Genomic DNA, 25,269 nt, shown 5'->3' with positions numbered 1-25,269 from the left:
CCGACATAGGGTTATTCCCATTGCCATAGCGATTGCTCCAAGCGGTATACGGGTCAGTCAAGATTGGCTTGACTTCTGGTACACTAACCCCTACAGAAATAATGAGAGAAATCACGAACACAGCGAGCAGCCCCATTTGCAGCGGGTAACGAACGGATCCGCGCCATATGTTCGGATACTCCGTGTTCATTTGTTTATAGTGAATACAAATGAGCCAAATCAATGCCGCCCCAACGATCCATGCCACCTGCATCCACAATATTTCGTCGGTAAATGAATCCAGTATGCCGAAGATCATAATTTGGACAAGCAGCCATAGGAGAACGCGCGCCTTGCCTTGCACGAGCATAACAAGAGATTCGCAGCTTAACCACAGTCCTAACAGAAACCAGATATAAGGGTGGAATTGAAGAAGCTTGTCCCACCGTTCACCACCATCTGTCCATATATCAAATTGTACGAGATTCCGATACACGATATAGCATAAAGCTGGGAGAGCAATGATCAGTCTGCCTATGAATTGGCATGGGAAGAGCATAACTGCACCCCATAATCCAATTATGAACATGCGCGACATGGCTAACGTCTCGTCGAACCAATACGGTTCCAGCATGACAAGCCATTGCCAGACCATCACAATCATACAGGTCCAGATCATCCGCTCTGTCCAATAGGAGGACAACCACACTTGTATTCGATCATCTGCAGCCTTCTGTACGGTTGAGGTACGAGCGGAGTACGGCTGTTCCGTCTTCATGCGGCCCCACCTCCTAGAAGCTTCGGCAGATCCTGTACTTGAGACAAGGAAATGTAGTGCAAGCGCTGAGAGGCCAGCAAGCGTACAAGAGATTGACTCCTCTCGTTATGCGGAGCTGACACCTCTTCCTTCACATCTGACACCTCTTCCTTCACATGAATAAAGCTCCCGGAACACCCCAGCTTCGATAATGTCCGTGTATATATCAACACATCTGAGGAGGCATGTCCGCTAATGAAGGCAAGTGAAGCTCCATGAAGCATCGAAGCATGCTCAGTAAGTGCTGCAAGCTGTTGTTCTTGCTCTTCTGATGATTCCAGCTGCACAGTAGACATCCATTGTCGGAATACAGCAATTTCTGGTTTGGCCTGATCAGCCGTCCACCAATTCAATCGCTCCCCGATAGCCGCCACATAGGTTGGGCGTTGACACTGAGCACCGTATTGTACAAGGGATGCCATCGCAGATACAGCAGCTTCAAATTTTTCATCCGCCACTGCTTTATTTCCCTCATAGGAAATTGAACGGCAATCCAACACAACAATGATAGGCGATTGGGACTCTGGATCGAACTGTCTTGTCTTCAAAATCCCCGTCTTCGCAGTTGCATTCCAGTGAATGCGAGATAATTTATCTCCGTACACATACTCACGCACACCATTCTGTTGTGAAGATTCTCTGTGATGACGGACAGAAGATGCTGAATGCACACCGTGACCAACCTGTCGCTCCGCATGTGTCCACCTCGGAATATGAATAACAGTTGGCATCACATAGAAGGCGGATGGCGCATTCAAGCTTCCACTCTGCTCGAACAACCCGAACAGATCCTTGGAGCTGCATAACGCTGGAGAAAATTCATAATATCCTCTTGCCAAAGACGGAGTCCGGTAAGTGACTGCAGCCGAACGGCCAGCGCCTAAGGTAACTGCTGACTCCATCGTATTACAGCGGTTGCCGAAACGGCAGAGCTCATCACGGACAACGAGGTAAGGAATGGGCAGCCAACCTGGTACAGTGACTCGGATGTTAACGTATAATTGCGAATTGGCGGGAAAGAAGACCCCTGATCCGTCGCCAAGCATTCTTGTTCCCCGTACGTTGCGAATCCCGCCAACTAATACTACACCCCAATACACTAGCAGCACAGTCGCCATAGCTAGCAGCATGACTGACGTCTTGCCACCTTGAAATAAGAAATAGAACAAACACGAGACGTACATGCTGGCAACCGTTATAATCGTTCGCTTGCGAGCCCCTTTGCGCTGCCACATACGTTGCGAATGGCTCATATGCTACGTCCCCAATCGGATTGGTACACGAACACGTTCCGTAATACTGCTTACAATATGCTGGGCTGAAATGCCCTCCATCTTCGCCTCCATGCGCAATACAATCCGGTGCGTCAATACAAAAGGAAGCAGTTCCTTCACATCATCAGGCGTAACGAAATTCCGCTCATGCATCCATGCTCTCGCCTTCGCAGCCTGCATCAATGCAACGGAAGCGCGCGGGCTCGCTCCGAGCAGGACATGTGCTTGTTCACGTGTAGCCCGCACAATCTCAATCATATAGGCCGCGACTGCATCATCCACATATACATTGCGAACTTCTTCCTGCATCAGCTTGATGGAGGCAATATCCGTGACAGTCTCCGCTCTCTCCGATGGCAGACCTTCCGCATGGCGAATCAGCATCGTTCGCTCTGTCTGCTCATCCGGATACCCCAGCTTAAGCTTGAACATGAAACGATCCAGCTGTGCTTCCGGAAGAACATAAGTACCCTCGAATTCAATCGGATTTTGCGTAGCAAACATAACGAAAGGTGAAGGAAGAGAGAAAGTCTCCCCATCTACCGTAATATGATGTTCCTCCATTGCTTCCAGCAATGCGGATTGTGTCTTTGTAGTAGCACGGTTAATTTCGTCTACCAGCAGGACATTCGCCATGATTGGGCCTGGACGATAGACAAATTGCTGATCCTTAGGATGAAATATGAATACACCTGTAATATCTGTTGGAAGCAAATCTGGGTTGCACTGCACTCGCCGAAATAAACCATTCATCGTACGAGCTAACGATTTGACGAGCTGGGTCTTGCCTGTCCCGGGAACATCTTCAATAAGAACGTGCCCTCCGGCCAGCATCGCTGTCAGCAGAAGTTCAATTTCTTGGGATTTACCTAAAATACATCGTTCCAATGTCGATTGCATCTTTCGCATTAGGGCATGCAATGATTGGTAGGATGACATGGCAACGACCTCCTATTGGGTTCATTCATTTGTAGAAGAATTAGTAACTTTCCACGTGATAACGTTTTAAAAATACATGCATTTTTTCATTTTACACCATTCAAGGAATAACGTACATGTCCATTCATGGCGAATCTTGTCAAATATCTTCGTTTTATCCACTAAACAATGGATTGTGATCACCAACAAAAAAAGCTCTGACACCATCGAAATAGCGCCAGAACTTTGCATGTATCCTTATTCGATTGAAGAGATCTGAATTGAACTTCCACTCATCCCTTAGGCCGAATGACAAGGGCAGCTAAAAAGGAAAACACAATCGCAGCAGAAATGCCTGCACTTGTTGTCTTGAACATGCCGCTGACAGGTGCTACCCACCCGGAAGCTTTAATCTCTGTTAAGGCTCCGTGTACAAGGGAGTTGCCGAAGCTCGTAATCGGAACGGTAACCCCTGCTCCTGCAAATTTAATAAGCGGCTCATACCAGCCAAGCCCGTCGATAATCGCTCCTGCGACAACAAGGATCGTCATCGTGTGCGCCGGAGTCAGCTTGGCAACATCGAACATGAGCTGACCGATTACACAGATTAACCCGCCTATGACAAATGCCCACACATATATCATCCTGCTTCATCCCTTCATTTCAATCGTTACTGCGTGTGCGATGCAAGGAATCGTCTCCCCTTGCTGGAAGGATAGCGGCGAGAGCAGTGCTCCCGTAGCAGCTACAAGCACACGTCTCAGCTTCCGCTCGCGCAAACGCTTCAGAATGTGGCCGTATGTAACGACTGCCGAGCATCCGCAGCCACTGCCCCCTGCTTGTACGGCCTGCTTGTTCAAGTCATATACCATAAGGCCGCAATCATTGAAAGTTGTACGCTCCATATGCAGTCCGTTCTGTTGGAACAGATCATTGGCGATCGACAGACCGATGGATGCCAAGTCGCCCGTGACAATCAAGTCATAATCCTGAGGCTTGCGATCCAGATCGCTTAAGTGGGTCTGGATCGTATCGACTGCGGCTGGAGCCATTGCCGCCCCCATATTGAATGGATCCTTAATTCCGAGATCGACAATCTTGCCAATCGTAGCTGCAATAACACGAGGCATGGATGAGTATTGCTTCTCTACCTTGGCAACTACAGCTGCTCCAGCACCTGTTACTGTATATTGCGCCGTAGGCGGCTTCTGGGAACCATATTCGGTCGGATAGCGGAATTGCTTCTCCGCTGTGCTGTTGTGGCTGCAAGTAGCTGCCATCACCTTGTTCGCATTGCCCGAATCTACAAGCAAAGAGGCAATCGCAAGCGATTCCATCGATGTCGAACAAGCACCAAACACGCCAATATAAGGAACTCCCAGGGTACGCGCTGCGAAGGAATTGCTAATAATCTGATTAAGCAAATCCCCGCCAACAAAAAAGTTCAGCTCGTCCTGCGTAATATGGGAATTTACAATTGCAAGCTGCGTCGCCTGCTCCAACAGTTTACGTTCGGCTTTCTCCCAGCTTTTCTCCTGCATATCAAGCGTATCATGTATATAATCAAAGTCAGCAGACAGCGGCCCTTCTCCTTCATCAGGACCTACAACTGTCGCCGTACCAATGATCGCTGGCTCACTCTGGAATCGCCATGTATGACGTCCGATTTGCATCCAAATCCCCCTTCCTCATGCATGCGTTCATAATGCAGCAGCATGTCAATGCTGGAGTCCAAAGATCAAATAAATCAACGCAACGAAGAACGCCGCTACGGTTCCGAACACAACGACTGACCCTGCCAATTTGAATATGTTCGCTCCTACCCCCAGCACTAAGCCCTCACTGCGATGCTCCAATGCCGCCGAACACATGGAATTGGCGAAGCCAGTAACCGGAACGGCCGTACCCGCGCCTGCCCACTGTGCGATTTTGTCGTATACGCCGAAGCATGTAAGGATGACGGACAGTAAAATTAAGGTGACGACTGTTGGGTTGCCTGCCTCCTTCTCGCTCATTCCTAAATACGTCATATATAGCTGCTGGATAACTTGTCCAATCAAACAAATCGTACCGCCAACGAGGAACGCACGAATGCAATTTTTTCCTACCTTCCGCGCGGGCTCTCGTCGACTGGCGATTTGTTTGTACTCTTGCTCAGAAAGCGTCCAATTTCCTGATTTCCATTTCGGTGTTCCGGATTTCGTTGATGACGCCATATCTCCACCTCCTGCAACATACTTGTGTAGCAATCATCATTTCACATGCATCATCATTTCCTACACAGTATTTGTCTTTTGGAGATGGAATATGTCATGTATCTCATACTGCCTTCATGCACAGCCTACAACAGTCGCTGCAGGTGCAGCAGAAGCAAGCAAATAGCGAGCAGGACGAACAGAACAAGCACAATACAGCTAAATAACGGTACCATGACCCTGTTATCCAAATTCACTCTTCCTCTCTGCATTACTGGATACGGCCCTATGCGATACATTAGTGTATGCAGTTCCTGATATTCCGCTACAAGCTAAGGGAGAATGGCCTTCAGGATGTCCATATCTTGAGCATTCGTGCATTCGCTATATACAAAATAAGCGCCCTTCAGCCCCACAGCACAGAAGCTGGGTACGGGCCTGAAAGGCGCTTGCTCACATCAACCACTATTCTATTTCGTAAATCGAATCGTTCCGAAGCATTCTGGCATGTGGAAATTAACTGCACCTGTCGGGGCCCAAGCATCATAAGTGCGAGCACCTAGTTTGTCCTGATCAATTCGGAACCAGTTCAGACGGAAATGAGAGCCCGCTTCTGGTGTAGTACATTCCAAGTCCTCAAAGCGAATCGCCAATTCATATATCACTCTGCGTACTGGAACATTGACATACGACACAGAGGATAGAAGCTGCTCAGCATTCCATTCCGGATGGAAGCCCTTCGGTTCCCCAGGATTGTTCGTAATATAAGCATCGAATATCACATTATGCGGACTTACATTAAATTCATAATAAGCACGGCCATCCCCGTCAGGATCAATGAAGCACTCTACTACATCCGCTTCGTACAAAGGGTCATCCCGGTCCGTATATGGGCTGACGATGTAATCATCCTCGCATTCAAATTGCATATGGATGGTCGTATCTGTCCAGCAAGCCCTTACCTTCGTCTGTTGGCGTGGAGCTGCCCCCGTTACCACATCTACAAGCTCTACCGTATCCGTCAAGCTCCAATCTGGTGTGCCGCTTGGCATATAGGTACATGGATAGTCCAGCGGTCTATGCAAATCATTCTCTGTATGTTGCATTCCTTGATGCTTAGCCGATGTCATTCGCTCTCTCTCCTTATGCTCTATCATTGTTGTCCTAGCACAAGTGTAATCGATTTCGAGTTAAATAGGTATCACGTGTTAGCATACAAGCAATAGAATATGTCGTACATATAGAATATGTTGTGAATAATAAGAGATTGCGACATCGTGCTCCATCCGCTCACGCCAAAAAGAGCCGCAAGGCAATCCTAGCAGCTCTGTACGGCTTCTCGATTTCTTCATGACCAGGCTCAGCTTATTTGCATAGATCAATCTCGCTTCACTTTGTAAAACTCATGATACAGCTTCATAAGCGCCCGCTTCTCTATCCGTGACACATACGAACGCGAGATGCCTAATTCCTTCGCAATCTCCCGCTGTGTGCGCTCATCGCCGCCTCCATCTAATCCGAACCGCCCCCGGATAACTTCCTGCTCCCGTTCATCCAATATATCCAGATTGCGATAAATTTTGCTCTTTTCGATCTTCAACTGCACCTTCTCGACGACCTCATCACTTTCCGTTCCGAGAATGTCAATTAATGTAATTTCATTACCTTCCTTGTCAGTCCCAATTGGATCATGCAGCGATACATCCTTGCGTGTCTTCTTCAGCGAACGGAGGTGCATCAAAATTTCATTTTCTATACAGCGAGCAGCGAAAGTAGCCAGCTTCGTCCCCTTATTCGGCTGAAAGCTCTCGATCGCCTTAATCAATCCAATCGTGCCTATCGAGATTAGATCCTCAAGATCCTCGCCGGTATTATCGAACTTCTTCACGATGTGGGCAACAAGCCTTAAGTTATGTTCAACCAACATATTTCTCGAATGTGCATTCCCTTCTGCCATCAAGCGCAAATGTTTCATTTCTTCTTCTTCCGCTAATGGCTGGGGGAACGCGTTATTTTTAACATAGGATACCAATAAGGAAATCTGCTTAATGAACATGGCGATCGTCGACAAAAACCCAAGCATTACTCCACCTCCTAAGACGTAAACACCCTCATGATTTTTCCGATTGAGAACGTTACATTCTATGTGGGCAGCCGCCTATGCGTGCCTGTACAGGGGAAAAGAATATGGCGCAATTCAAAAGCAAAAGCCACGGAGCACAGCGTGGAAATAATGCTGCGTCCATGGCTTTATTTTTGCGAAATATCAGTTCTTCTTGCTGTAGTCGAATGTAAACTTCACGGGCGTCGACATTCCCTCTATCCAAAGATAGGCGTCGTTCGTTCCCTTTAGATTCCCAACAAGCTTGATCGTGAATTGGAATCTTCCCGTTTCCGAGCTTGTCGTCTGGCCTTCGTACCGGACTTTCCCTTTCGAATCGAGTACTTTCAAATTCACTTTGGACTGGCTTCCATTCATCACCAGACCATCGATCGTTAATTTCCCCGCATCGACATCTATCATAGCTCTTGCGCCATCAATCGGTGTGACCATATCGCCTCCCGAAAGATTATATACGCCAAATTCAAAGAAGGAATATCCGTATTCCGTATTTTTTTGAACGCCTTGGAATTTGACGTATCTAGCTGTGACTGGATCAAAATGAACGCTTTCTTTTCCGGCATGCGCAGTAATGATTCCGTCATTGTCCTTGATCGCACTGATCCAATTCTGATTATCATCGGAAACAAGGAGTTTGTAGGTTTTAGCCCGGGCATTCTCCCAGTCGATGCTAACCGTATCGAATTCTTTGGATTCGCCAAGATCGACTTGAAACCAAGTGTCATCAACATAGGCGCTCGACCATCTTGTCGAAGAGAATCCGTCTACCGCATTTTCCGGCGCCAATCTCGCAAGGGAACCTTCTACGGAAGAAGCAGTTGCTGGTTTATTTTCAGCCAGATTGCCAACGAGACTATAAATCTCTTCTTTCAACGCGGCGTAAGCCGTATCCGAAATGATATGGTCTGCCGACAATTGTTCTAGTTTCACATTAAAGCCTTTTACGTATTTGTCAAACTGCGCCGCATCTGTTCCTTCAAAACGTTTCATCAGTTCCAGATAATTGTTCAGGGAATGAGGGGCTTCGGCTGTCGTAAACTGATTCTGTTCTGCGAATCGATCCACATATGTTTTCATCGTATCGGCGGTCGCTACCGCTCTGAGGATGTAAGTCGTCGTCTTGGATTTGGCAGCGGCCACTGTGACGACCAGTTGATGTTTATCCGGTTTACCCGCCAGATCAAATGGTGTCCCCGGTGTGTAAGGTTTGCCATCAATCAAGACCGTTACCTTCGCCAAATTGCTTCCATCGTCGTCTTTGATTTTCCACGTAATTTGAAGAGTTTCCGAGGCCGGTATGTTCATATCGCCATTTAAAATTTGTCCGTTAATGAATATGTCCGCCTCCGGCGCCGGGCTATTGTGGACGACGTATGTTCCGTTCAAATATTGATACAGCCAGTCATACATTAAACGCAAGCTTGGATCCTTGCTTACTCCTAAGTTGTAAACTGCATTATTTCCTTGGTAATAAGCTCTAAAGCCATTTTGCATCAATCCCGTTTCAACACCGCTGTTCAAATAGTCGATAAAACGCTCGCGGAGTACGGCGTCCGTCAGCATCCCGTCATCAAACTCGACTTCATTTCCCATCCCATACCGCTTTGCATTATTCGCAGCATCCTCCAGACGGTCAACATCCATTCCACCGAAGAAGTAATTCGGCTGATAAGCAGCAGCATCTATTCCAACGTCTTTCCACATATACATTTTGTATGCCAAAGAGTGAGGAATCCAGAACACCTTCAAATTCATGGCATGCACTTTTTCACTCATCATTCGAGCCACGTCTGGCCCCATTTCACCTATATCGATTTGCTCTGGCAGCCAGTACATACCGACAAGCTCAAGATTTGAATAGTCTGCCGCCTGCCATCTTTGCTGGACCTGATCCAGCCACCACTGTATCGCTTTTCCCCTGTTTTCAAGCGCTTTATCTCTGCCGACAACGGATTCGTTAAAATTCAAGGAACCCGTACCGTCAACGTCGCCAAAATCTGTTAAGGATCCCCCTGGATCCGGAATCATTAACACAACCTTCACTTTATGATCAGGCTGGTTCAGCTTGGCTCCGACTTCCTTGGTAGCCTCATTCAAGTTCTGCATGTCCCCCGTGGCCGCAAAAGTTTTATCTAAATACCATTTCCAGTCTTCTAAGTTCGTTTGCCCTAGGCCGTAATCACGGCCAGCAGGTGAAGCAAGCCCGAGATATAAAACGCCATCAAAAAGCCAATCGGTAGGCTCGCCATCCTTATTCACATAACTGATGTTAGGAATAATCCGCTCCTTACTCCAATCACCCAAACCATTTGCATACTGTCCGTTATACAGCAAATTTAGATTCCGAATACCAGCTGTCGCTTCACCCGGCTCCAGAAAATGAGGCTGCTCAGTAGGAACGGTTACTGCCCCGTCTACCTTGCCGTCCGTACCCGTTATTTCAATTTCATCAATGTATTCCCATTGTGAAGGATGCATCGTAAAGATGACTTTCACGTACCGGGCATAAGCCAGCTTGCCATCCGTTTTCCCGCCATTGATTCCGTCTTGGCTGCCGTCCCATGTGAAGGTCTCCTGTCTAGGCGGACCTGATCCCCAGAGCAGCTGGGTGGCGTTATGGGAAAGCAAGCCCCAATTCTCCTTATCGTCGGAGACATACATTGATACCTCTAGCGGCACGAGGATGGAGTTGGTAGGAAAATCCTGAAAAAAGCGGGCTGATATCTTGCCGATCGACTTTGCCTTGCCCAAATCGAACACGACTTCACGTGCTTTTCCGCGCACATGTCCTACCCACGCCGAGTCATTCCTATCCAACTTGCCATATATTCCATCCGTAAGCTTATAGCCGTCGTCCGGATGCGCTACGTCCGGCTGTTCAGACCATTCATAGGGAAGACCTAACGCAAGATTGCGGAATTTCGTCTGATCCTCTGATGATGCTGCTTTTTGATGTACATCCTGTGTTTGATTTGCCTGATCCATTTCCGGCCCTCCGTCATCCGTTGGTTGTTCCAATAATTGTGGATTTCCCGCGTCATTCCCTTCTGTCTGGATCGCATCTTCCGTCTCTGTTATGGTCACTGTCGGAAAAGCTGACCTCGCCTGCACCACAGAAACTGAGGTCAGCAGCAATACAGCTGCAATCAGGATCGATCCCCATTTTTATTCGAATTCATTATTCCAGCTCCTTTTTCATTTTCTCGAGTGCAGAAATACCTGAAACCTTCACACCCCTTTCTCTGTTCTGGATGAACTCTCGATTTTTGATCCCCCCTTTCGCAGCATCTGGTATAGAGCATTTGGTGAGCACTTTTCTACTGTCTGTGAAAATACGAAAACTGACATTTAAAAAAAGGCCAAGTCCAAACTGGACACGGCCTATAAGAACCTATATCATGCTACGTGAACTCCTCAGTTTGAATCAGGCACAGTCACTTCGGTTTGAAGATCCTCATCGTTTATCTTTGTATGGATTTCGGGAGCCGTGTTGTCAGCAATAAATTGGGCATCCGCCCAATCGGCATGATCATTGCCATTTCCATCGCCAGCATCGGTAACGATTAACTTTACTTGTTTCTTTCCACTAATATCAACATCAACGAGCTTGGCGGGAGTATCTCGTCTCATCGTCCCGCTATCAAACAATTTTTCACCATCGGCCCACACTTGAAATTGAACCGATCCGGCATCGTTGTTGTTTGATTCCTGATCAAGACCTACATAGCTTTGGAAGCGACCATACCCTTTCCCAGCAATGTCGTAAATGATTTCTGAATTCGCATGCGTTCCAATTCCTTTATCATAGGTGACAATGCCCGAATCACTAAACAATCGAATCGGATTTCCTTCGACACTAGCATCTCGATGAATCGTTCCCCAGCCAGTCGTCGCATAAATCCACGGAAGGTCGCTTACATACAATTTTGAAGTGATATTAAAATGAATCTTATACGTTTTCGTCACTGATCCATCTGCCGAGGTGACGGTAATGACGGTGGTTCCTGGAAGTTGTTCAGCCGGTGAAATATCTACCTTGACATCGTTATTGGCCGGAATGACTTCTACCGTAGGTACATCTGATATCGTGCCTTCCAAATATGTCATGTAGTAATCTTTCGTTACCTGATCAAAACTTGAGAAGGATTCCCCGTTGATCTTGATGTCATCGATTAATACCTCTTTCAACAGTTTAGCTCCAGCCCAATCAGCATGAGTCGCACTATTGCCAACACCACCGTCCAATACTTCCAACATAAGAATATCAACATTGGATACATCAACATTTACATGCTGGGTATCCGTGTCACTTTTCATTACGCCGCTATCATAGAGCTTTTGTCCGTCTCCCCACACTCGAAAGATGACAGAGGCCCCTTGAGTTTCACTGTCTAGACCAATATCAGAGATAAACCTTGAAAAGTGTTTGCCAACATAATAGGAAACTTTAGAGTAAGCATGGACGCCTAATCCTTTTTCATACCCTTTACCGTTCAGCGTGATCATATTGCCATCTCCTTGACCACTCCCGCCGACACTTGTATCCTTTTCAACTGGACCCCAACCGTTTGCAACGTTGCCGTAAAACAGCATGTCGCTGAGAAATGCATCGTCCGTCGGAGGAGAGGATGGGACTTGCAAGGATAATCCTGAGCGTACATGTCCCTGATTTCCGCCACCAGAATTAAACGTGGCATCCGCTGAAAGATGGTTCCAGCCCACTACGGCGTCTTGAGGAGCCGTCACCGTCCAACTCACCGTATCGGAACTGTTATTGCCTTGCGGTGGCATGTTATTAAATGTGGTGGCCGAACCAGGGATTGCTTCCCATCCTGCCGGTACATGCAGATTGAGATTCAGATTATGAACAGCCACTCTTCCATAATTGGTCAGCGTTGTTGTGATCGTTTTGGTTTCACCTGGGGCAATAATAGAAGGTCCGTCAAATGATATGCCAACAGCAGAAGGCGCCTCGTTCGGTGTTCCCCGTGTTACACGGTAGGTAACCGCAGAAAATGGTGCAACGTCGGAGACAATTTTGCTGGCATAACTCATTTTTTGGCCCGTCCAATCGTCTTCAGCCAAATAAACCGGAGCATGCTTGAAACCTAATTTTTCCGGTTCAGCAGTGATTGTTTTCGGTGCAGTAGTCCGGTTGACCAATGTGATCATTTTGCTTCCATTAGACAACGATTTCACCCAAACTTCCTTGCCGTCATTATTAATAACACGCTCAAATCCGTCAGTTGAAACCACATTGCTCGTTCCCGGACTGATGCGATACATCATAGTCCCGTGAGCCGGGACAGAAGCACTGATTTTGTCAGTGGTCGTTGTTGTTGCATGTGCCCAGAGATCTCGAACCGAATAGGTTTTATTGTCTGCAGAGGGGGGTATGCCCAATTGGTTCAGACTTATCTCCATATTTGTTGGAGCACCGGTTGAGTTGAAGAACAACACGGCTTTGTCCCCATTGGCCATCGGTTTCAACAATACAAAAGTACCGTCGTTTTGCTGCTTGATTGGACGTCCCTGTAATCCGATTGGATCCTGATTCACCGCAGTCACTTCACCATTGGCATAAATATCTAAAATGTCTTGGGAAGCATTCAGTAAATCGGTACCCGCGAGCAATGGGGCAGCAACTATGGACCAAAGACTAAATTCAGTACGATATTCTTCTAGACTCATGGCCCCATTACCGATTTCCAACATGTCGGGATCATTCCAATAGCCCGGACCGGCATACGGATACAGTTCAAAATTCCTAAGGATATGGACTAACATTCTTTCATACGAATCACTGATATCGCCAGTAATCCGCCACAGATTGCCTACCTGCTTGCCCCATTCCCACGGATTTTCGTTTCCTCCAACGCTCATACTGAAAACAATGTCTCGTCCTGTAGCTGCAAGCGCATCGCGCATCTTCGCATAGCGTTCCTGTAGCGGTTGACCCAGAGGGTCGCCACAATTATCATATTTTACATAGTCGATTCCCCATTCGGCAAAAAGTTGGGCATCCTTCTCTTCATAATTGAGGCTCCCCGGATACCACGCACAAGTCCTGTTCCCTGCGCTTGCGTAAATGCCCATTTTCAGACCGAGAGAGTGAACATAATCGGCGACTTCCTTAATCCCGTCTGGAAACTTTGCCGGATCGGGAACCAAATTTCCGTTTTCATCGCGCTCACTAAGCATCCAACAATCATCGAGATTAACGTATTGATAGCCCGCTTCTTTCATCCCGGAATCAACCATCTTTTTTGCCGTTTCCTTCACGAGAACGGCATTCACGTCACAATGAAAGGCGTTCCAACCGTTCCAGCCCATTGGAGGCGTTTGCGCAAGCCCATTGTCAAGCGCATAGGCTTGCGAATAATTGAACCCTAACAAACCAATGCACAGCACAAACAAAAACAAAAGCTTTGCCCACAACTTTTGAAAACAAGGGTTGTTCATTATAACTATCATCCTTTCTTTTATTTTTTATCGTGCGGGTTGCCAAATGCAACAGTCGGTATAAGTACAGACCTAGCCTCCTTTCTTCTTTACAATGATTTTTCCTGTCCCGGGTGAATGCTCGATTTTGATCCCCCCTTTTGCGAAATCCGGTATAAAGCTATTTGTAAGCGATTTCGGTATTTTCATAAAGACGTTACCTGCAAGCACATCATTAGAGATCAAGTAAGACAAGTCGGTGCTGCAGACCAACCTAGTTTTCGCTTCCATAAGAAAACAAAGATTTTCACGGGCAATAATTTTGTAAAACGATGTTCTTTCATTTAATAAAATAGTGGATTCAAATGTAAACGAATTACAAGAGAGAAGAAGCATGAAGTGAAAAGTCAGAAAATACACAGGGAGGAAAGAAACTATGATACAAGTATCGATTATCGGAATTACACTCGTGGTAATCTGGTAACTACTGTATATCCTATACGATTGTATAATTAATAATCTGGTAATATCGTTCGTTTAATTCAGCTTATTTTCCGTTATTATTAGAACACAACATCCGCTATTATTTTGAAGAGAAGTAAGTTGTGATGGCTGCTGTAGAACGAATATCACCATGTACAAAGGTTAAACCAATTCTCTACCGGATTGGGCTACAACAAAAGCCCCTCCGATATTACCCATATAAACACTTTGCTGTATAAAACAAATCATGCAAACTAAAAACCCGCCAACAATGCGTACTTTCGTACGTACCGTTAGCGGGTCTATCTTATCTTTATCAATTGCTCAGCACGCAATCCCAATGGATCGAAGGCGCTGAACTAGCAAATCAGTGAAGTGCGCAGCATGATCAGCAGCGACATCCAGATTATCATCGAAGCTGTTCGCCGTAACATCGCCATGTCCGGCAATGTCCGAGACTGCCTTGACGGATAATACCGGAATTCCGTATTGCGCTGCTGACTGTACAATCGCCAGCACTTCCATATCGGATACCTTCACCAGAGGGAAAGTGGATTTAATCCCCTCCACACGCTCGGACTCACTCATGAACGAATCCAATGTCAGCACTAATCCAAAATCAAGGGCGTATGGAAGCTCGGCAGATGCCGCAGTTTGTCGCGCCACTTTCAACCACTCCGCATCCGTCTCGTACTTGGCTGGCATTTGCGGAACCTGACCGGGCTCATAACCAAAGCAGGTGGCATCGACGTCGCCATACACATACTGAGTAGCAATGATGACGTCGCCAACGTCCAATCCTGCGCCAAATGCTCCTGACGACCCGGAATTGATGATCACATCCGGCTTATACCGCTCAATAACAAGCGTCGCCGCCACTGCTGCATTGACCTTGCCAATCCCGCTCTCCACTAGAATCAAGGATTGTCCTTGGTACATCGCTTCTTCGATAATGACTTTGCCTACCTGTATTCTTGCTGTAATTTGTGACTGGCTTCGAAAAGGAGCCATTTCTTCTTTCATCGCTGTTATAATCGCAATCCGCATGAAGCCAGCCTCACTATTCTTTCAGATAGGGGATCGGTTTTTCTACAGGTACTTTTGTGCCTCCGAACTCTTTCTCAATATATTTTTGCGTATCTTCGTTGTGGTACAGCTCGCCTAATTTCAAAATGCCTGGATCGTTCTGCTTGCCGGAGGTCGTCACGAGCACGTTGATATTGTGCTTGGTATCCACAGAGATCTCCTCATGGAACAACGAATCCTTCAATACGTTCAATCCGCCTTCCATCGCAACCGTATTCCCGATCAATACCAAATCCACATCTTGAATGACCCGCGGGCCTGTCGTATCATCAATTAGCTTGAATTTCAGATGCTTTGGATTTTCTACAACATCACTTTCTGAACCCGTTCCAAGGTCGAACCCATCCTTCAACTTGATGAGCCCTGCTGCCTGCAGCAAGCTTAATCCTCTTGCCGTGTTGGCTGGGTTATCCGCCAGAGCAACAAGAGCACCATCTGGAACGTCCTTAACATCCTTGATCTTCTGCGAATAGATTCCCATCGGCTCTAGATAAGTTGTCGCTACTGCTGCAAGATCAGCTTTACTGTCTTTATTGTAGCTGACCAAGTACGCCCAAGATTGAAATGCGTTGACGTCTACTTCCCCATCCTTGGTTGCGTTATTCAGCTCTACTCCGCCATTGATCTCCTTGACTTCGATATTGAGCTTCGCGTCCTTCGCCGCCTGAGATTGCGCGATATGCTTCCAAATCTGAGCGTCCGATCCCTGAGAACCGATCACGATTTTCCCAGCATCGCCTGATGATTTGCCTCCGCAGCCGGCCAACACCAGTGTCAAAGCCAAACCAACCGCTAATCCGCCCCATACTCTCTTTTTAGTCATACGATTTACTCCCCCTATATGTAAAATAAAGATAAGAGCTTTTCTTGCTTAATGCATCGTCATCCCGCCTGTTACATTAATCGCCTGGCCGGTCATATACGAGGACAACGGACTTGCCAGGAACAGCACAACATTGGCCACATCCTGAACTTCAGCGGTTCTTCCGAGCGGAACCTGCGAACAATCCTCCGCATAGATTTCCTCTGCTGTCATACCACGGATGACTCCACCTTCAATCCGCTCCCGATGCTTCATTGGTGTCTCCACAATTCCCGGACATACCGCATTCACAAGAATGTTATGCCGCGCCAGCTCGATCGCCATCACCTTCGTCAAGCCAAGAACAGCATGCTTGGTTGCGCAATAACCGCCCATAGCCCGGTAGCCGTTCTTTCCTGCTTGGGAAGCAATTTGAATGATTCTGCCCGGCTGCCCGGCATCAACCATTGCTTTGGCAAATATTTTGGAGACCAGGTACAGCCCCGTAGCGTTAATGGAGAAAACCTTCTCCCAGTCCTCCAACTTGCTGTCAATCACGTAATCCATTGTGGAAGTACCCGCACAGTTCACGACGATATCGGGAATCCCTGTATTCTCTACAACCAATCTGGACCAGCGATCAATATCCTCGGATTTGGACAAATCCAATTTCGTCTCGATGAGCTGACCGTCAACTTCTCGATAATCAGCTTCGTACGCCAGATCAGCAGAGATGATCGTAGCACTGCTTTGCAGCAAGATTTGCACGATACCCTGCCCTATGCCTGACTTCCCGCCTGTGACAATCGCTGTCTGATGCGATAGATTGAGCGTAATCATCGCGATTACAGCACTCTTTCAAACGGATCTCTGCTAATTCCCGCTTCCAGCACAATCTTCGCATATTCTTGCGCAGAGAAGAGAGAATGATCCTTGTAGTTGCCGCATTCCAGTGCGGATACAGCAGGAACCTCTGTTGTCTCCAGTACACGCTTCAGTGTTCTCTCCAAAGCGGAAGCAATCTCTTCCGGACTGTGCTCGTTCCACAGAATCAGATAGTATCCCGTTCTGCACCCCATCGGAGAAATATCGATAATCCCTTTAATTTCGTCTCTCATATACGTAGCAAGCAGATGCTCAAGCGTGTGAAGCGCTGCCGTTGGAATTGCGTCTTTATTTGGCTGCAAAAAGCGCAGATCGTATTTTTGCACAGTGCTGCCTTTCTCATCATGTTCAACTCCTGCTGCTCTTACATAAGGAGCCTTTACGATTGTGTGATCCAGTTGGAAGCTTTCTACTTTTGCCATTGTTCTTCAGTCCTTTGTCTGTAGTATGTATTTAATCCAGTACGCACCTAAGGTGCATACTGCATAAATCGAGTTCACTAATCCGCTGCTAATGCATCGTCTTCTTCGTAAAATAGTCGCCAATGAATTGGCACACAAACACCAGAATTAAAATCAAGATGGTAGCAACTATGGTGATATATTTTGGAACCGATTATACCCCTTGCTGATTGCCAGACTGCCCAAGCCACCCGAGCCAATTGCCCCCGCCATCGTCGTCAGCCCGATCAGGTTAATAACCGTCACGGAGGAAGCGCGGATAATCGCATTCAATCCTTCCTTCAAATAGACACGGAACACGATCTCAATCGGCCCTGATCCCATCGACTGAGCTGCTTCCACGATCCCGGGATCTACCTCTACCAGCGCATTTTGAATTTGTCTCGCATAAAAAGGAACGATCCCGATAACTAATGGCACAATTGCTGCTTGCATGCCGATCGATGTCCCCGCAATAAGGCGGGTAAGTGGAACGACAACCGCGATAAGAATAATGAACGGAATAGAGCGAAATAGATTAATGACTTTGTCCAAGACACTGTAAACGAGCTTGTTTTCTAAAATCCCGCCCTTCTCAACTACAATCAAGGTTACACCTAGCAAAAGGCCGAAAAGTACCGAGAATAAAGAGGTTACGACCACCATGTATATCGTTTCATAGATGCTGATCAGAATCTCTTCTCTTAAATTCCAAATGTTTGGGAAGTTATTCATCAAAAACTCACTCATACCGTTTCACCTACCTTAACGTTCTGCACAAGACGAGAATCAATTATTTCCACCGCAACTTGAATCGACTGTAGATATTCGAGTGCCGCTTCCAAATCGCTAGTTGATCCCGACATGACCACAATCAAATTGCCAATAGGCGTCTGCTGTAGAATCTCCACATTCGCATATAAGATGTTGGTCGTTACCCGATAACGAGCGGTAAGCGCTGAGATAATCGGCTCGCTTGTGCTATCGCCAATGTAGGATATCTTGCACAAAATATCGTTGTTCTTCAGCTGCACCAATGACGGATGCTGGGAGAGCTTCTCCAGCGTTTGTTCAATATGAGTAGCCGTATTAATAAAATCTCGAGTTAACGCATTTTGCGGACGGCTAAAGATCGATACGATATCGCCCTGCTCGATAATCCGACCGTCTTCCATTACGGCAACCTTATTGCAAATTTCTTTGACCACTTGCATTTCATGCGTAATGAGCACGATCGTTAACCCTAAGGTTTGGTTTAATTTCTTCAATAATTCCAATATGGATAGTGTGGTTTTAGGGTCTAAGGCGCTCGTTGCTTCATCACATAATAGGATTTCTGGATCATTCGCCAGCGCTCTAGCAATCGCCACCCGCTGCTTCTGCCCCCCTGACAATTGTGAGGGATAAGCATCCAACTTATCTGATAGCCCTACTAATTCGAGCAAATCCTTCACCTTCTGCGAGCGTTCACGCTTCGAAAGCTTGGAGCTCTTTAACGGATAATCTACATTGTCATAGATCGTTCTGGAGTTCATCAGGTTGAAGTGTTGAAAGATCATCCCGATCTTCTTCCTAGCTGCCCGCAGTTCCTTGGGGCTCAGAGCCAGCAAGTCCTTACCGTTCACCTCTACACTTCCTGATGCAGGCCGCTGCAGCAAGTTAATGACACGCACCAAGGTACTCTTCCCCGCTCCGCTGTATCCAACAATGCCGTATACGTCACTCGCGTTCACATGCAGACTGACATCCTGTACAGCAGTAACCGATTGAGAGCCCATGTCAAACGTTACCCTAATATTCGATAATGAGATCATGATGTCCAACCCTTCCTGATCGTTCTATGTACTGCCGGATTACCGAAAATTTTATTTCCGTAATTATACACCAGAATAGTCGGAATTACTATATGTAAGTATAATCATACCTTCATCTCCATTTTTGCTCCATGTTGGAGTCTTCCAATTTCGTCTCTTTTACTTGTCATATTCCAAAATGAAAGCGATATAAATATGTATCGATAAAGATTGCATTTATTCGATAATAAAGGGGATGTATTGATGTCCAACGTTTCGTATCCGCTTTCAAAGAAATGGATTCGGTGCACGCTGCTGCTGACACTCTGCTCCACGCTGCTTCTCACCTCACTCGGATTCACAACTGCCTCTGCCTTAGCAGCTGAAACTTCTTCCGTTTCGGGCAAAGCAGAAATTGTATACTTACAGGACAGCAGCTTGTCCGTTGGCGACAGCCGCATTCTGACCAGACAGCAGATTGAATCACAGTGGGATGGAATCGATCCTGACTATACCGCAGACAAGGCGGTTGAGGCCGTCTGTTCCGCACTCCCCGAGAAGGAATACGAAGCGTTATTCCCAATGCGCCTTGGTTCGAAAGAATGGCATGCCTTCAACAAAGATAAGAAAGACTATAATCCCAATCAGACCGACTACTACTCCTATCAAAATCTCATCAATGCCGTCAGCCTTGTCGCCAATGTGAAATACAAGGTCTCGTATCGGGAAGGCAACTATTCTGCTCAAGAAATTTATCGTTTAGAGAAAAGGGAAAAACCGAAACGCTCATTGTACGCTCCGATGACTTCAATACACCAGAGAACAAACCAAACGCATCATCACGAAAATCGTTGATTACGGCGCCTTCTTGAATGAAGGATTGGAGAAGGATCGAAAGCGCGATCTAGCGGCTCTGCTCGCCAATCTGTCTCATGAGACTGGCGGAGGTTGGGACGCGGCTCCGGGAGGTATGCTGCGCTGGGGGCTCTATTGGAATGAGAACATCGCTGGCAGAACGGGACAGAATAAATCGGAGTTCGTAGATCCTGCCAGCAGCAAGGAATATCCCGGTGTGCCAGGCAAGAGATACTACGGCCGTGGGCCAATCATGCTGAGCTGGAATTTCAATTACGGGTTAATGAGTGCCATTATATACGGTGATAAGAACGTGCTGCTTCGAAATCCGGAATGGATTGCGGCCGACGGCAAGCTTGGTTTTGCAACCGCTATCTTATTCTGGATGACGCCGCAAGCCCCGAAGCCTTCTGCCCATGATGTTATGATTGGCAGATGGAAGCCCGCTGGAGAGGAAAAAGACAAAGGATTAGGTCCCGCAGGATTCGGGGTTAGCATCATGGTACTGAATGGTCTGGAAGCTAATTTGGATGAATCAAATGGAGCCATTAAGCGCCGCATCGGCCACTACTTGGACATCACGACCAAAATGGGGGTGGATGTTACAGGCGAGAAGCTCAACACGCTTGGCATGCAACCTTTTTGATCATACGTAGAAACAAGTTAATAGCCAACTTACCAACAACAAGATCGAGGGGCAATCACATTCAGGCATATAATCATTCAAACATCCAATCCATTCAATCATTTACTCAACATCTAAGTTACCAAGGAGCACCATACAGATCAGAAACTATCAGCTACTAATGTAAACATGAACAGCCTTCCCTATTACGAGGAGAAGGCTGTTGTCATAATCATCTTCTGTACTTACTTCTGTAATACCAAAGGAATGATTCGATACAGCACGATCGCAGCTTCGGCACGACTTGTCGTTTTTTTCGGTCAAAAGCTGCTGGTTAGAGCCCTCGATCAATTTCAGCTTCACAAGTGCTGCTGCACCCTGCTGTGCAAAGTTTGCAATTTGCTTACGATCCGTAAATGCATTCAATTCGTCGCCATTTGCTGATGAATTGATGACTTTCATTTGGCGCAGCGCACGCTCGGTGATGGTCATCCATTGCTCCCGCGTCACTTTCGCCTCAGGCTGGAACTCCTTATCCGTAACCCCATGAATAAGCCCAGCTTTTTTGGCAATCGCGATGTCATGGTAGTAAGAAGCAGATGGATTGACGTCAGCAAAATTCGAATCCGCTTCCGCAGTGAGGTCGAGCATACGGACGAGCATCACGACCAGCTCAGCGCGTGTTATCTCTTGTTCGGGTGCAAACCGATAGGACGATACGCCATCCAGCACACCGCGTGAGGCAAGTGCTTCAATGGCCTCCTTCGCCCAAGCATGCTTCTGCAAATCCATGAACTTTGCTTCCTTGTACACAGCTTTGTAGTCCTCACCCTCGTACCCGAGAAACTTCACTTTGAGTGCTGAAGGGTCATAGATGCTGAATGCAACCGGTGTGGTACTCCCATCCTTATACACCCGCACCACAGATAAATAATGTGGATGCTGCAGCTGTTCAGTTGTCGGCTTATATGGCAGCTCCATAAGCTTCATCTCTCCGCGCTCTTTGCCAGGCTTAGGCTTCTCAGGTCCTTTCACTGATGGTGGTGATGAGGTATTACTATTGGAACTGCTTCCGTTCCCAGATGCATTCCCATTTTCATTTCCATTCCCCTGATCCGTCTTCACCGTAACCGTAGCTTCTGCCTTCAACAGTGTGCCTTCAACAGCTCCCTTTACAGTAAAGCTTCCGACCTTGCTATACAGACTAGCATCCATCTGATCCCACACCACGGATACCTGCATCGTCGATAAATCCGAATACGTAGCGGTTACGACTGACGGCATCACTGGCGGTGTTCCGACTACTGTCTCTACGAATACGGGTGATAGACTCGTAATATGTGGTGTCTGTATAGGTGACTCCTTGACATGAACCGTCGCGATCGCTTGAAGATCCGTACCCGCAACCGATCCCGTCACTGTAAATGTTCCCGCCTCCGCATACTGTTCAACCTCAATTGGATTCCATTCGATAGATATCTCCGCTACTGTTAAATCCGAATACGTCGCTGTCACGACTGACGGCAGCACTGGTGGTGTTCCGACTACTGTCTCTACGAATACTGGTGATAGACTCGTAATATATGGTGTCTGTACAGGCGACTCTTTGACATAAACCGTTGCAACGGCTTGGATATTCGTACCCTCAACCGTCCCTGTTACCGTAAATGTTCCCGCATTCGCATACTGCTCGGCCTCAATCACATCCCACACGACAGAGATCTCCGCTACCGTCAAATCCGAATACGTCGCTGTCACGACTGACGGCAGCACTGGAGGCTTCCCGACTTCCGTATCCACAACTATCGGAGCAACACTGATTATTTGAGGCTCTCCAGCTATGATGACAGGGATTGCGACCGTCTCAGCCGTTACGCCATCATAATTTCGAGTCACTTGCAAAATAAGATGAACGATCTGATCCGCGGCTGGACGAACAATCGTACCATCCGGTTTAATAACCTTCTCGTTGTCCGACAATTTAATCGAGACTGTGAAGCCCTGTGGCACAGAAGGAAGCGTTACGATCTTGTCGTTCTTCCCAGGTGGCTGGATGGAGGTAATCCAGTCTGCAATCACGTGTGGAGTAATGGATTTCACAATAATCGACCCCATATCAGGGGCATATTCCGTCGGATTATATAAAGTAATGGAGTTCGAGCCTTTCTTCAGCACAAGCTGAATGGTTTTGAGCTGTGCTTTATTCCAATCCGTCCCCGTCAGTGGCACTTCGATCCCTTGCTCCTCATTCGCCCGCACGAACACCGAACGAGGCACGGCTGTTGCATACTCTATCTGCAATTCATAGACGCCATCCCCAGGCACGTTGACTTGTTGAAAGGTAACGGTGTTGTTGTTTCCAACAGGCCCGCCGACAAATCCAACCACACTCCCAGTCATAAACTGGCCATTGCTTCGCAGTATCGCATTGCCTGTCAATACAGCATTCTTCGCATCATACACGTCGTTGATATTCACGACGCTTCCTGGCGGCACGATAACAGGGATTGCAGCCGTATGGGTACTCACACCGTCTGCCTTCCGCTTTACTTGGAAGATAAGCATAACTTCTTCCGCTTGGCTCGTTGGCGAGATGAGTCCAGTATGGTCAATAATATCCGGACGCTTGGATTCAAGCAGTTCAATCTCGTAGCCCTCTGGTACCTGTGGCAGCGTTAGACGAGTCGCATTCTTCGCAGGCGCTGGAGCCGACTTCAATCCCGCAGCGATTATCTGTATCGGATCCAATGGTTCCTGATTCGCTGGAGCAAGGAATACTGTCGTTCCCGCTGCTAAGGATAATGTGACGGCTCCCCCAGCAGTCGGCAGCCCTCGCTCGATCAATCTCGGCAATCCCAGACCGATCTCAAACACGTCAACCGCCTGCACGCTCGCCCATCCATCAGGCAGCTTCCAGCTTCTATCCTTGTAGCCATCCTGGCTGAACGCGATAATCTCAGGTTTATCCTTGCGCCATAAGGCGGGTACGAACATATCCGTACCATCTGCAATCGTCACATCGCTGTGCTTCACGACGCGCTTCCCACTCTGCTTAGAACTCGTCACTCCATCTGAAAATTGCACGGTGCTCGTTGGTTCATTATAAGAGAGACGTTCGAATTGATTGAGATACTGCCAGAGCAGCGTAGTTGTACTGAATTCCTGCAAAAATCCCGTCAGCCTCACCTTGTCTTTTTTGACAATGTCTTCGCCATGCATGCTCGTGCCGAACAGCTCATTGCCGCCCTTTCCGCCTACAGCAATCGCAGCTGGCAGCTTCATCTGACTGTCGATCGAACGCCAATCCGCCCACCACGCCATCGGCTGCATACCAAATAACGGGTCACCACGGTAGCCATGGAAATACTCACTCGTAACGTCCATTCCTTTATCACGCCAGTAACGCATGATCTTTTTCTGCGTTTCACTTTCCTGGTGATACGTTGTCTTATGATATGGATCTGCATTACCAACGGAAGGAGCCCACTCTACTGGACTCGTTACGAATGCATCGATATGAATCGTCTTTCCTCGACGCAGCTCCGGAATCTTGGTAAGCAAGTCATCGATATTGCGTTGGAATATTCCTGCTTCCCAAGCGCGTGTTAGATTTATTTTATAACTCTGGCCACTTACCCAAAGGCCTCCTTTAATAAGCTCGCCGTTCTCTTCCTTGCGAATGAGATCCTTGTTGACGAATTCCTCCCATTGCGGGCTATCTTGATAGGCGTCCGTCATATTGATGTGGAAGCTGATCGTCGTATTGTACTTCTCCGCCTCATCCATGAACCATTTCAAGCTGTCCAGCGCAGTAGCATTACCTGGTCGCTTCAGCTTCGGATTGACGACATTCCAATCTGGATATTTCGAATCGTGCCCATCATGCTGCCAGCCAACCAAATAGATGATTTTCGGCATGCCGCGCGTCATGTGATCCATCTTCTTGATCGCTTCCAGCGCTTCGTCCAGCGTTAATTCTATCTTCCCGTTGTCTCCCAAATAGAGCTTCATCGTTAAGGCGCTCGTGTAATCCCGTAAAAATGGCCGTGCAGGCTCAGGCTTGATTATCACCTTGAACGTATCTGTCAAACGAATGCCTTCTCTTACTACTTCCACACCGATTTCGACTTCACCAACATCCTGCGTCCCTGCCCTTGCTAGTCCATCATCCCCTATGGTGAACATGTCGATAGGAGCGCTGTATGCAAGGGTTGCCTTCGGATCATGCCGCAAGTCAATCTCACTGCCATCCTTCAACCAGCCCGTAACCTGCAGCTGCGTCACACCGTCCAGAGGCAATGCGGCCTCATCAGCAGAAAGCTTAATTGATGCAAGTGGATTGTCATTGTCAACTGACCCTTGGGCTTGAGTCGTACCGCCGTTAGTGAACAAGCTGAGCATCATTGCAAGAACAAGCGCTATCGAAGTGAATCTTGCACCCGATATCTTCCTGAACATGATTAGCCCCCTTCGCATTCTTTGTTATTGCTGCCTTAAACCAGCTCTATTGAGCTGACAGCATTGATCTTACTGCATTGACCTAGATGCCTTGCT

Annotated in this window: 18 protein-coding genes and 1 pseudogene; 2 read left to right on the top strand and 17 right to left on the bottom strand. The window is 47.4% G+C overall.

From position 1 onward, the window contains the following. The 16 genes and pseudogenes from AZ66_RS12150 to AZ66_RS12070 all read right to left on the bottom strand — a co-directional run. Positions 1 to 757 (bottom strand): annotated as a pseudogene (locus AZ66_RS12150) (transglutaminase TgpA family protein); the annotation flags it as partial. Then, on the bottom strand, positions 754 to 2,049 hold the full coding sequence (locus AZ66_RS12145; RefSeq protein WP_044355092.1) for a DUF58 domain-containing protein: 1,296 nt from the start codon (positions 2,047 to 2,049) through the stop codon (positions 754 to 756). The gene AZ66_RS12145 and the pseudogene AZ66_RS12150, both read right to left, overlap by 4 nt. A gap of 3 nt (positions 2,050 to 2,052) precedes the next feature. Continuing rightward, a complete protein-coding gene (locus AZ66_RS12140) occupies positions 2,053 to 3,009 on the bottom strand; it encodes an AAA family ATPase (protein ID WP_044355091.1) in 957 nt (318 codons plus the stop codon). A 272-nt stretch (positions 3,010 to 3,281) separates the two neighbouring features. Continuing rightward, the gene (gene spoVAE, locus AZ66_RS12135) at positions 3,282 to 3,632 is read right to left on the bottom strand and encodes a stage V sporulation protein AE (RefSeq protein ID WP_021256860.1); all 351 of its coding nucleotides are present in this window, start codon (positions 3,630 to 3,632) and stop codon (positions 3,282 to 3,284) included. A gap of 6 nt (positions 3,633 to 3,638) precedes the next feature. Continuing rightward, a complete protein-coding gene (gene spoVAD, locus AZ66_RS12130; protein WP_044355090.1) occupies positions 3,639 to 4,661 on the bottom strand; it encodes a stage V sporulation protein AD in 1,023 nt (340 codons plus the stop codon). A 45-nt stretch (positions 4,662 to 4,706) separates the two neighbouring features. Beyond that, the gene (gene spoVAC, locus AZ66_RS12125; RefSeq protein ID WP_044355089.1) at positions 4,707 to 5,204 is read right to left on the bottom strand and encodes a stage V sporulation protein AC; all 498 of its coding nucleotides are present in this window, start codon (positions 5,202 to 5,204) and stop codon (positions 4,707 to 4,709) included. A gap of 449 nt (positions 5,205 to 5,653) precedes the next feature. Further along, entirely contained in the window at positions 5,654 to 6,313 is a 660-nt protein-coding gene (locus AZ66_RS12120; RefSeq protein WP_052648487.1) for a carbohydrate-binding family 9-like protein, read from the bottom strand. 248 nt (positions 6,314 to 6,561) lie between these two features. Further along, the gene (sigK, locus tag AZ66_RS12115; RefSeq protein ID WP_044355087.1) at positions 6,562 to 7,266 is read right to left on the bottom strand and encodes an RNA polymerase sporulation sigma factor SigK; all 705 of its coding nucleotides are present in this window, start codon (positions 7,264 to 7,266) and stop codon (positions 6,562 to 6,564) included. A gap of 183 nt (positions 7,267 to 7,449) precedes the next feature. Then, positions 7,450 to 10,290 (bottom strand): DUF4855 domain-containing protein, encoded by a 2,841-nt coding sequence (locus AZ66_RS31875; protein WP_231586843.1) that lies wholly within the window; start codon positions 10,288 to 10,290, stop codon positions 7,450 to 7,452. A gap of 429 nt (positions 10,291 to 10,719) precedes the next feature. Continuing rightward, complete coding sequence (locus tag AZ66_RS29770) at positions 10,720 to 13,767, bottom strand: NPCBM/NEW2 domain-containing protein (RefSeq protein WP_052648486.1); 3,048 nt, start codon at positions 13,765 to 13,767, stop codon at positions 10,720 to 10,722. Positions 13,768 to 14,553: 786 nt separating this feature from the next. After that, positions 14,554 to 15,276: a 5'-methylthioadenosine/S-adenosylhomocysteine nucleosidase gene (gene mtnN / locus AZ66_RS12095; protein ID WP_044355085.1), complete on the bottom strand. Its 723-nt coding sequence runs from the start codon at positions 15,274 to 15,276 to the stop codon at positions 14,554 to 14,556. Positions 15,277 to 15,289: 13 nt separating this feature from the next. Further along, entirely contained in the window at positions 15,290 to 16,138 is an 849-nt protein-coding gene (locus tag AZ66_RS12090) for a MetQ/NlpA family ABC transporter substrate-binding protein (RefSeq protein WP_044355083.1), read from the bottom strand. A 48-nt stretch (positions 16,139 to 16,186) separates the two neighbouring features. After that, on the bottom strand, positions 16,187 to 16,957 hold the full coding sequence (locus AZ66_RS12085; RefSeq protein WP_044355079.1) for an SDR family NAD(P)-dependent oxidoreductase: 771 nt from the start codon (positions 16,955 to 16,957) through the stop codon (positions 16,187 to 16,189). 5 nt (positions 16,958 to 16,962) lie between these two features. Next, positions 16,963 to 17,424: an S-ribosylhomocysteine lyase gene (locus AZ66_RS12080; protein ID WP_021256872.1), complete on the bottom strand. Its 462-nt coding sequence runs from the start codon at positions 17,422 to 17,424 to the stop codon at positions 16,963 to 16,965. A gap of 168 nt (positions 17,425 to 17,592) precedes the next feature. Then, complete coding sequence (locus tag AZ66_RS12075; RefSeq protein ID WP_442950287.1) at positions 17,593 to 18,192, bottom strand: methionine ABC transporter permease; 600 nt, start codon at positions 18,190 to 18,192, stop codon at positions 17,593 to 17,595. Beyond that, positions 18,189 to 19,256, bottom strand: a complete 1,068-nt coding sequence (locus AZ66_RS12070) for a methionine ABC transporter ATP-binding protein (protein ID WP_044355078.1) — start codon at positions 19,254 to 19,256, stop codon at positions 18,189 to 18,191. The genes AZ66_RS12075 and AZ66_RS12070 overlap by 4 nt, the downstream gene beginning before the upstream one ends. Positions 19,257 to 19,499: 243 nt before the next feature. On the opposite strand from AZ66_RS12070, the gene AZ66_RS33555 reads away from it, so the two are divergent. Together AZ66_RS33555 and AZ66_RS33550 are read left to right on the top strand one after the other, a co-directional pair. Continuing rightward, on the top strand, positions 19,500 to 20,090 hold the full coding sequence (locus tag AZ66_RS33555; protein ID WP_331436900.1) for a hypothetical protein: 591 nt from the start codon (positions 19,500 to 19,502) through the stop codon (positions 20,088 to 20,090). 13 nt (positions 20,091 to 20,103) lie between these two features. Further along, on the top strand, positions 20,104 to 20,736 hold the full coding sequence (locus tag AZ66_RS33550; protein WP_331436899.1) for a chitinase: 633 nt from the start codon (positions 20,104 to 20,106) through the stop codon (positions 20,734 to 20,736). A gap of 150 nt (positions 20,737 to 20,886) precedes the next feature. On the opposite strand, the gene AZ66_RS29765 is transcribed toward AZ66_RS33550, so the two are convergent. Then, on the bottom strand, positions 20,887 to 25,173 hold the full coding sequence (locus tag AZ66_RS29765) for an Ig-like domain-containing protein (protein ID WP_052648485.1): 4,287 nt from the start codon (positions 25,171 to 25,173) through the stop codon (positions 20,887 to 20,889). Positions 25,174 to 25,269: the final 96 nt, after the last annotated feature.

It is taken from the genome of Paenibacillus sp. E194 (genome assembly GCF_000935845.1).
Lineage (GTDB): Bacteria > Bacillota > Bacilli > Paenibacillales > Paenibacillaceae > Paenibacillus_B > Paenibacillus_B alvei_B.
Note: the sequence above shows the minus strand (reverse complement) of the source record. Positions and strands in the feature narration are given on the sequence as shown.

Excerpts from the sequence above, each read along its gene's own strand:
- AZ66_RS31875 (WP_231586843.1), bottom strand. The coding sequence starts at position 10,290 with ATGGATCAGGCAAATCAAACACAGGATGTACATCAAAAAGCAGCATCA.
- AZ66_RS29765 (WP_052648485.1), bottom strand. The coding sequence starts at position 25,173 with ATGTTCAGGAAGATATCGGGTGCAAGATTCACTTCGATAGCGCTTGTT.
- AZ66_RS12120 (WP_052648487.1), bottom strand. The coding sequence starts at position 6,313 with ATGACATCGGCTAAGCATCAAGGAATGCAACATACAGAGAATGATTTG.
- AZ66_RS33555 (WP_331436900.1), top strand. The coding sequence starts at position 19,500 with ATGTCCAACGTTTCGTATCCGCTTTCAAAGAAATGGATTCGGTGCACG.
- AZ66_RS12080 (WP_021256872.1), bottom strand. The coding sequence starts at position 17,424 with ATGGCAAAAGTAGAAAGCTTCCAACTGGATCACACAATCGTAAAGGCT.
- AZ66_RS29770 (WP_052648486.1), bottom strand. The coding sequence starts at position 13,767 with ATGAACAACCCTTGTTTTCAAAAGTTGTGGGCAAAGCTTTTGTTTTTG.
- AZ66_RS12145 (WP_044355092.1), bottom strand. The coding sequence starts at position 2,049 with ATGAGCCATTCGCAACGTATGTGGCAGCGCAAAGGGGCTCGCAAGCGA.
- AZ66_RS12140 (WP_044355091.1), bottom strand. The coding sequence starts at position 3,009 with ATGTCATCCTACCAATCATTGCATGCCCTAATGCGAAAGATGCAATCG.
- spoVAE (WP_021256860.1), bottom strand. The coding sequence starts at position 3,632 with ATGATATATGTGTGGGCATTTGTCATAGGCGGGTTAATCTGTGTAATC.
- AZ66_RS12070 (WP_044355078.1), bottom strand. The coding sequence starts at position 19,256 with ATGATCTCATTATCGAATATTAGGGTAACGTTTGACATGGGCTCTCAA.
- sigK (WP_044355087.1), bottom strand. The coding sequence starts at position 7,266 with ATGCTTGGGTTTTTGTCGACGATCGCCATGTTCATTAAGCAGATTTCC.
- AZ66_RS12090 (WP_044355083.1), bottom strand. The coding sequence starts at position 16,138 with ATGACTAAAAAGAGAGTATGGGGCGGATTAGCGGTTGGTTTGGCTTTG.
- spoVAC (WP_044355089.1), bottom strand. The coding sequence starts at position 5,204 with ATGGCGTCATCAACGAAATCCGGAACACCGAAATGGAAATCAGGAAAT.
- mtnN (WP_044355085.1), bottom strand. The coding sequence starts at position 15,276 with ATGCGGATTGCGATTATAACAGCGATGAAAGAAGAAATGGCTCCTTTT.
- AZ66_RS12085 (WP_044355079.1), bottom strand. The coding sequence starts at position 16,957 with ATGATTACGCTCAATCTATCGCATCAGACAGCGATTGTCACAGGCGGG.
- spoVAD (WP_044355090.1), bottom strand. The coding sequence starts at position 4,661 with ATGCAAATCGGACGTCATACATGGCGATTCCAGAGTGAGCCAGCGATC.
- AZ66_RS12075 (WP_442950287.1), bottom strand. The coding sequence starts at position 18,192 with ATGAGTGAGTTTTTGATGAATAACTTCCCAAACATTTGGAATTTAAGA.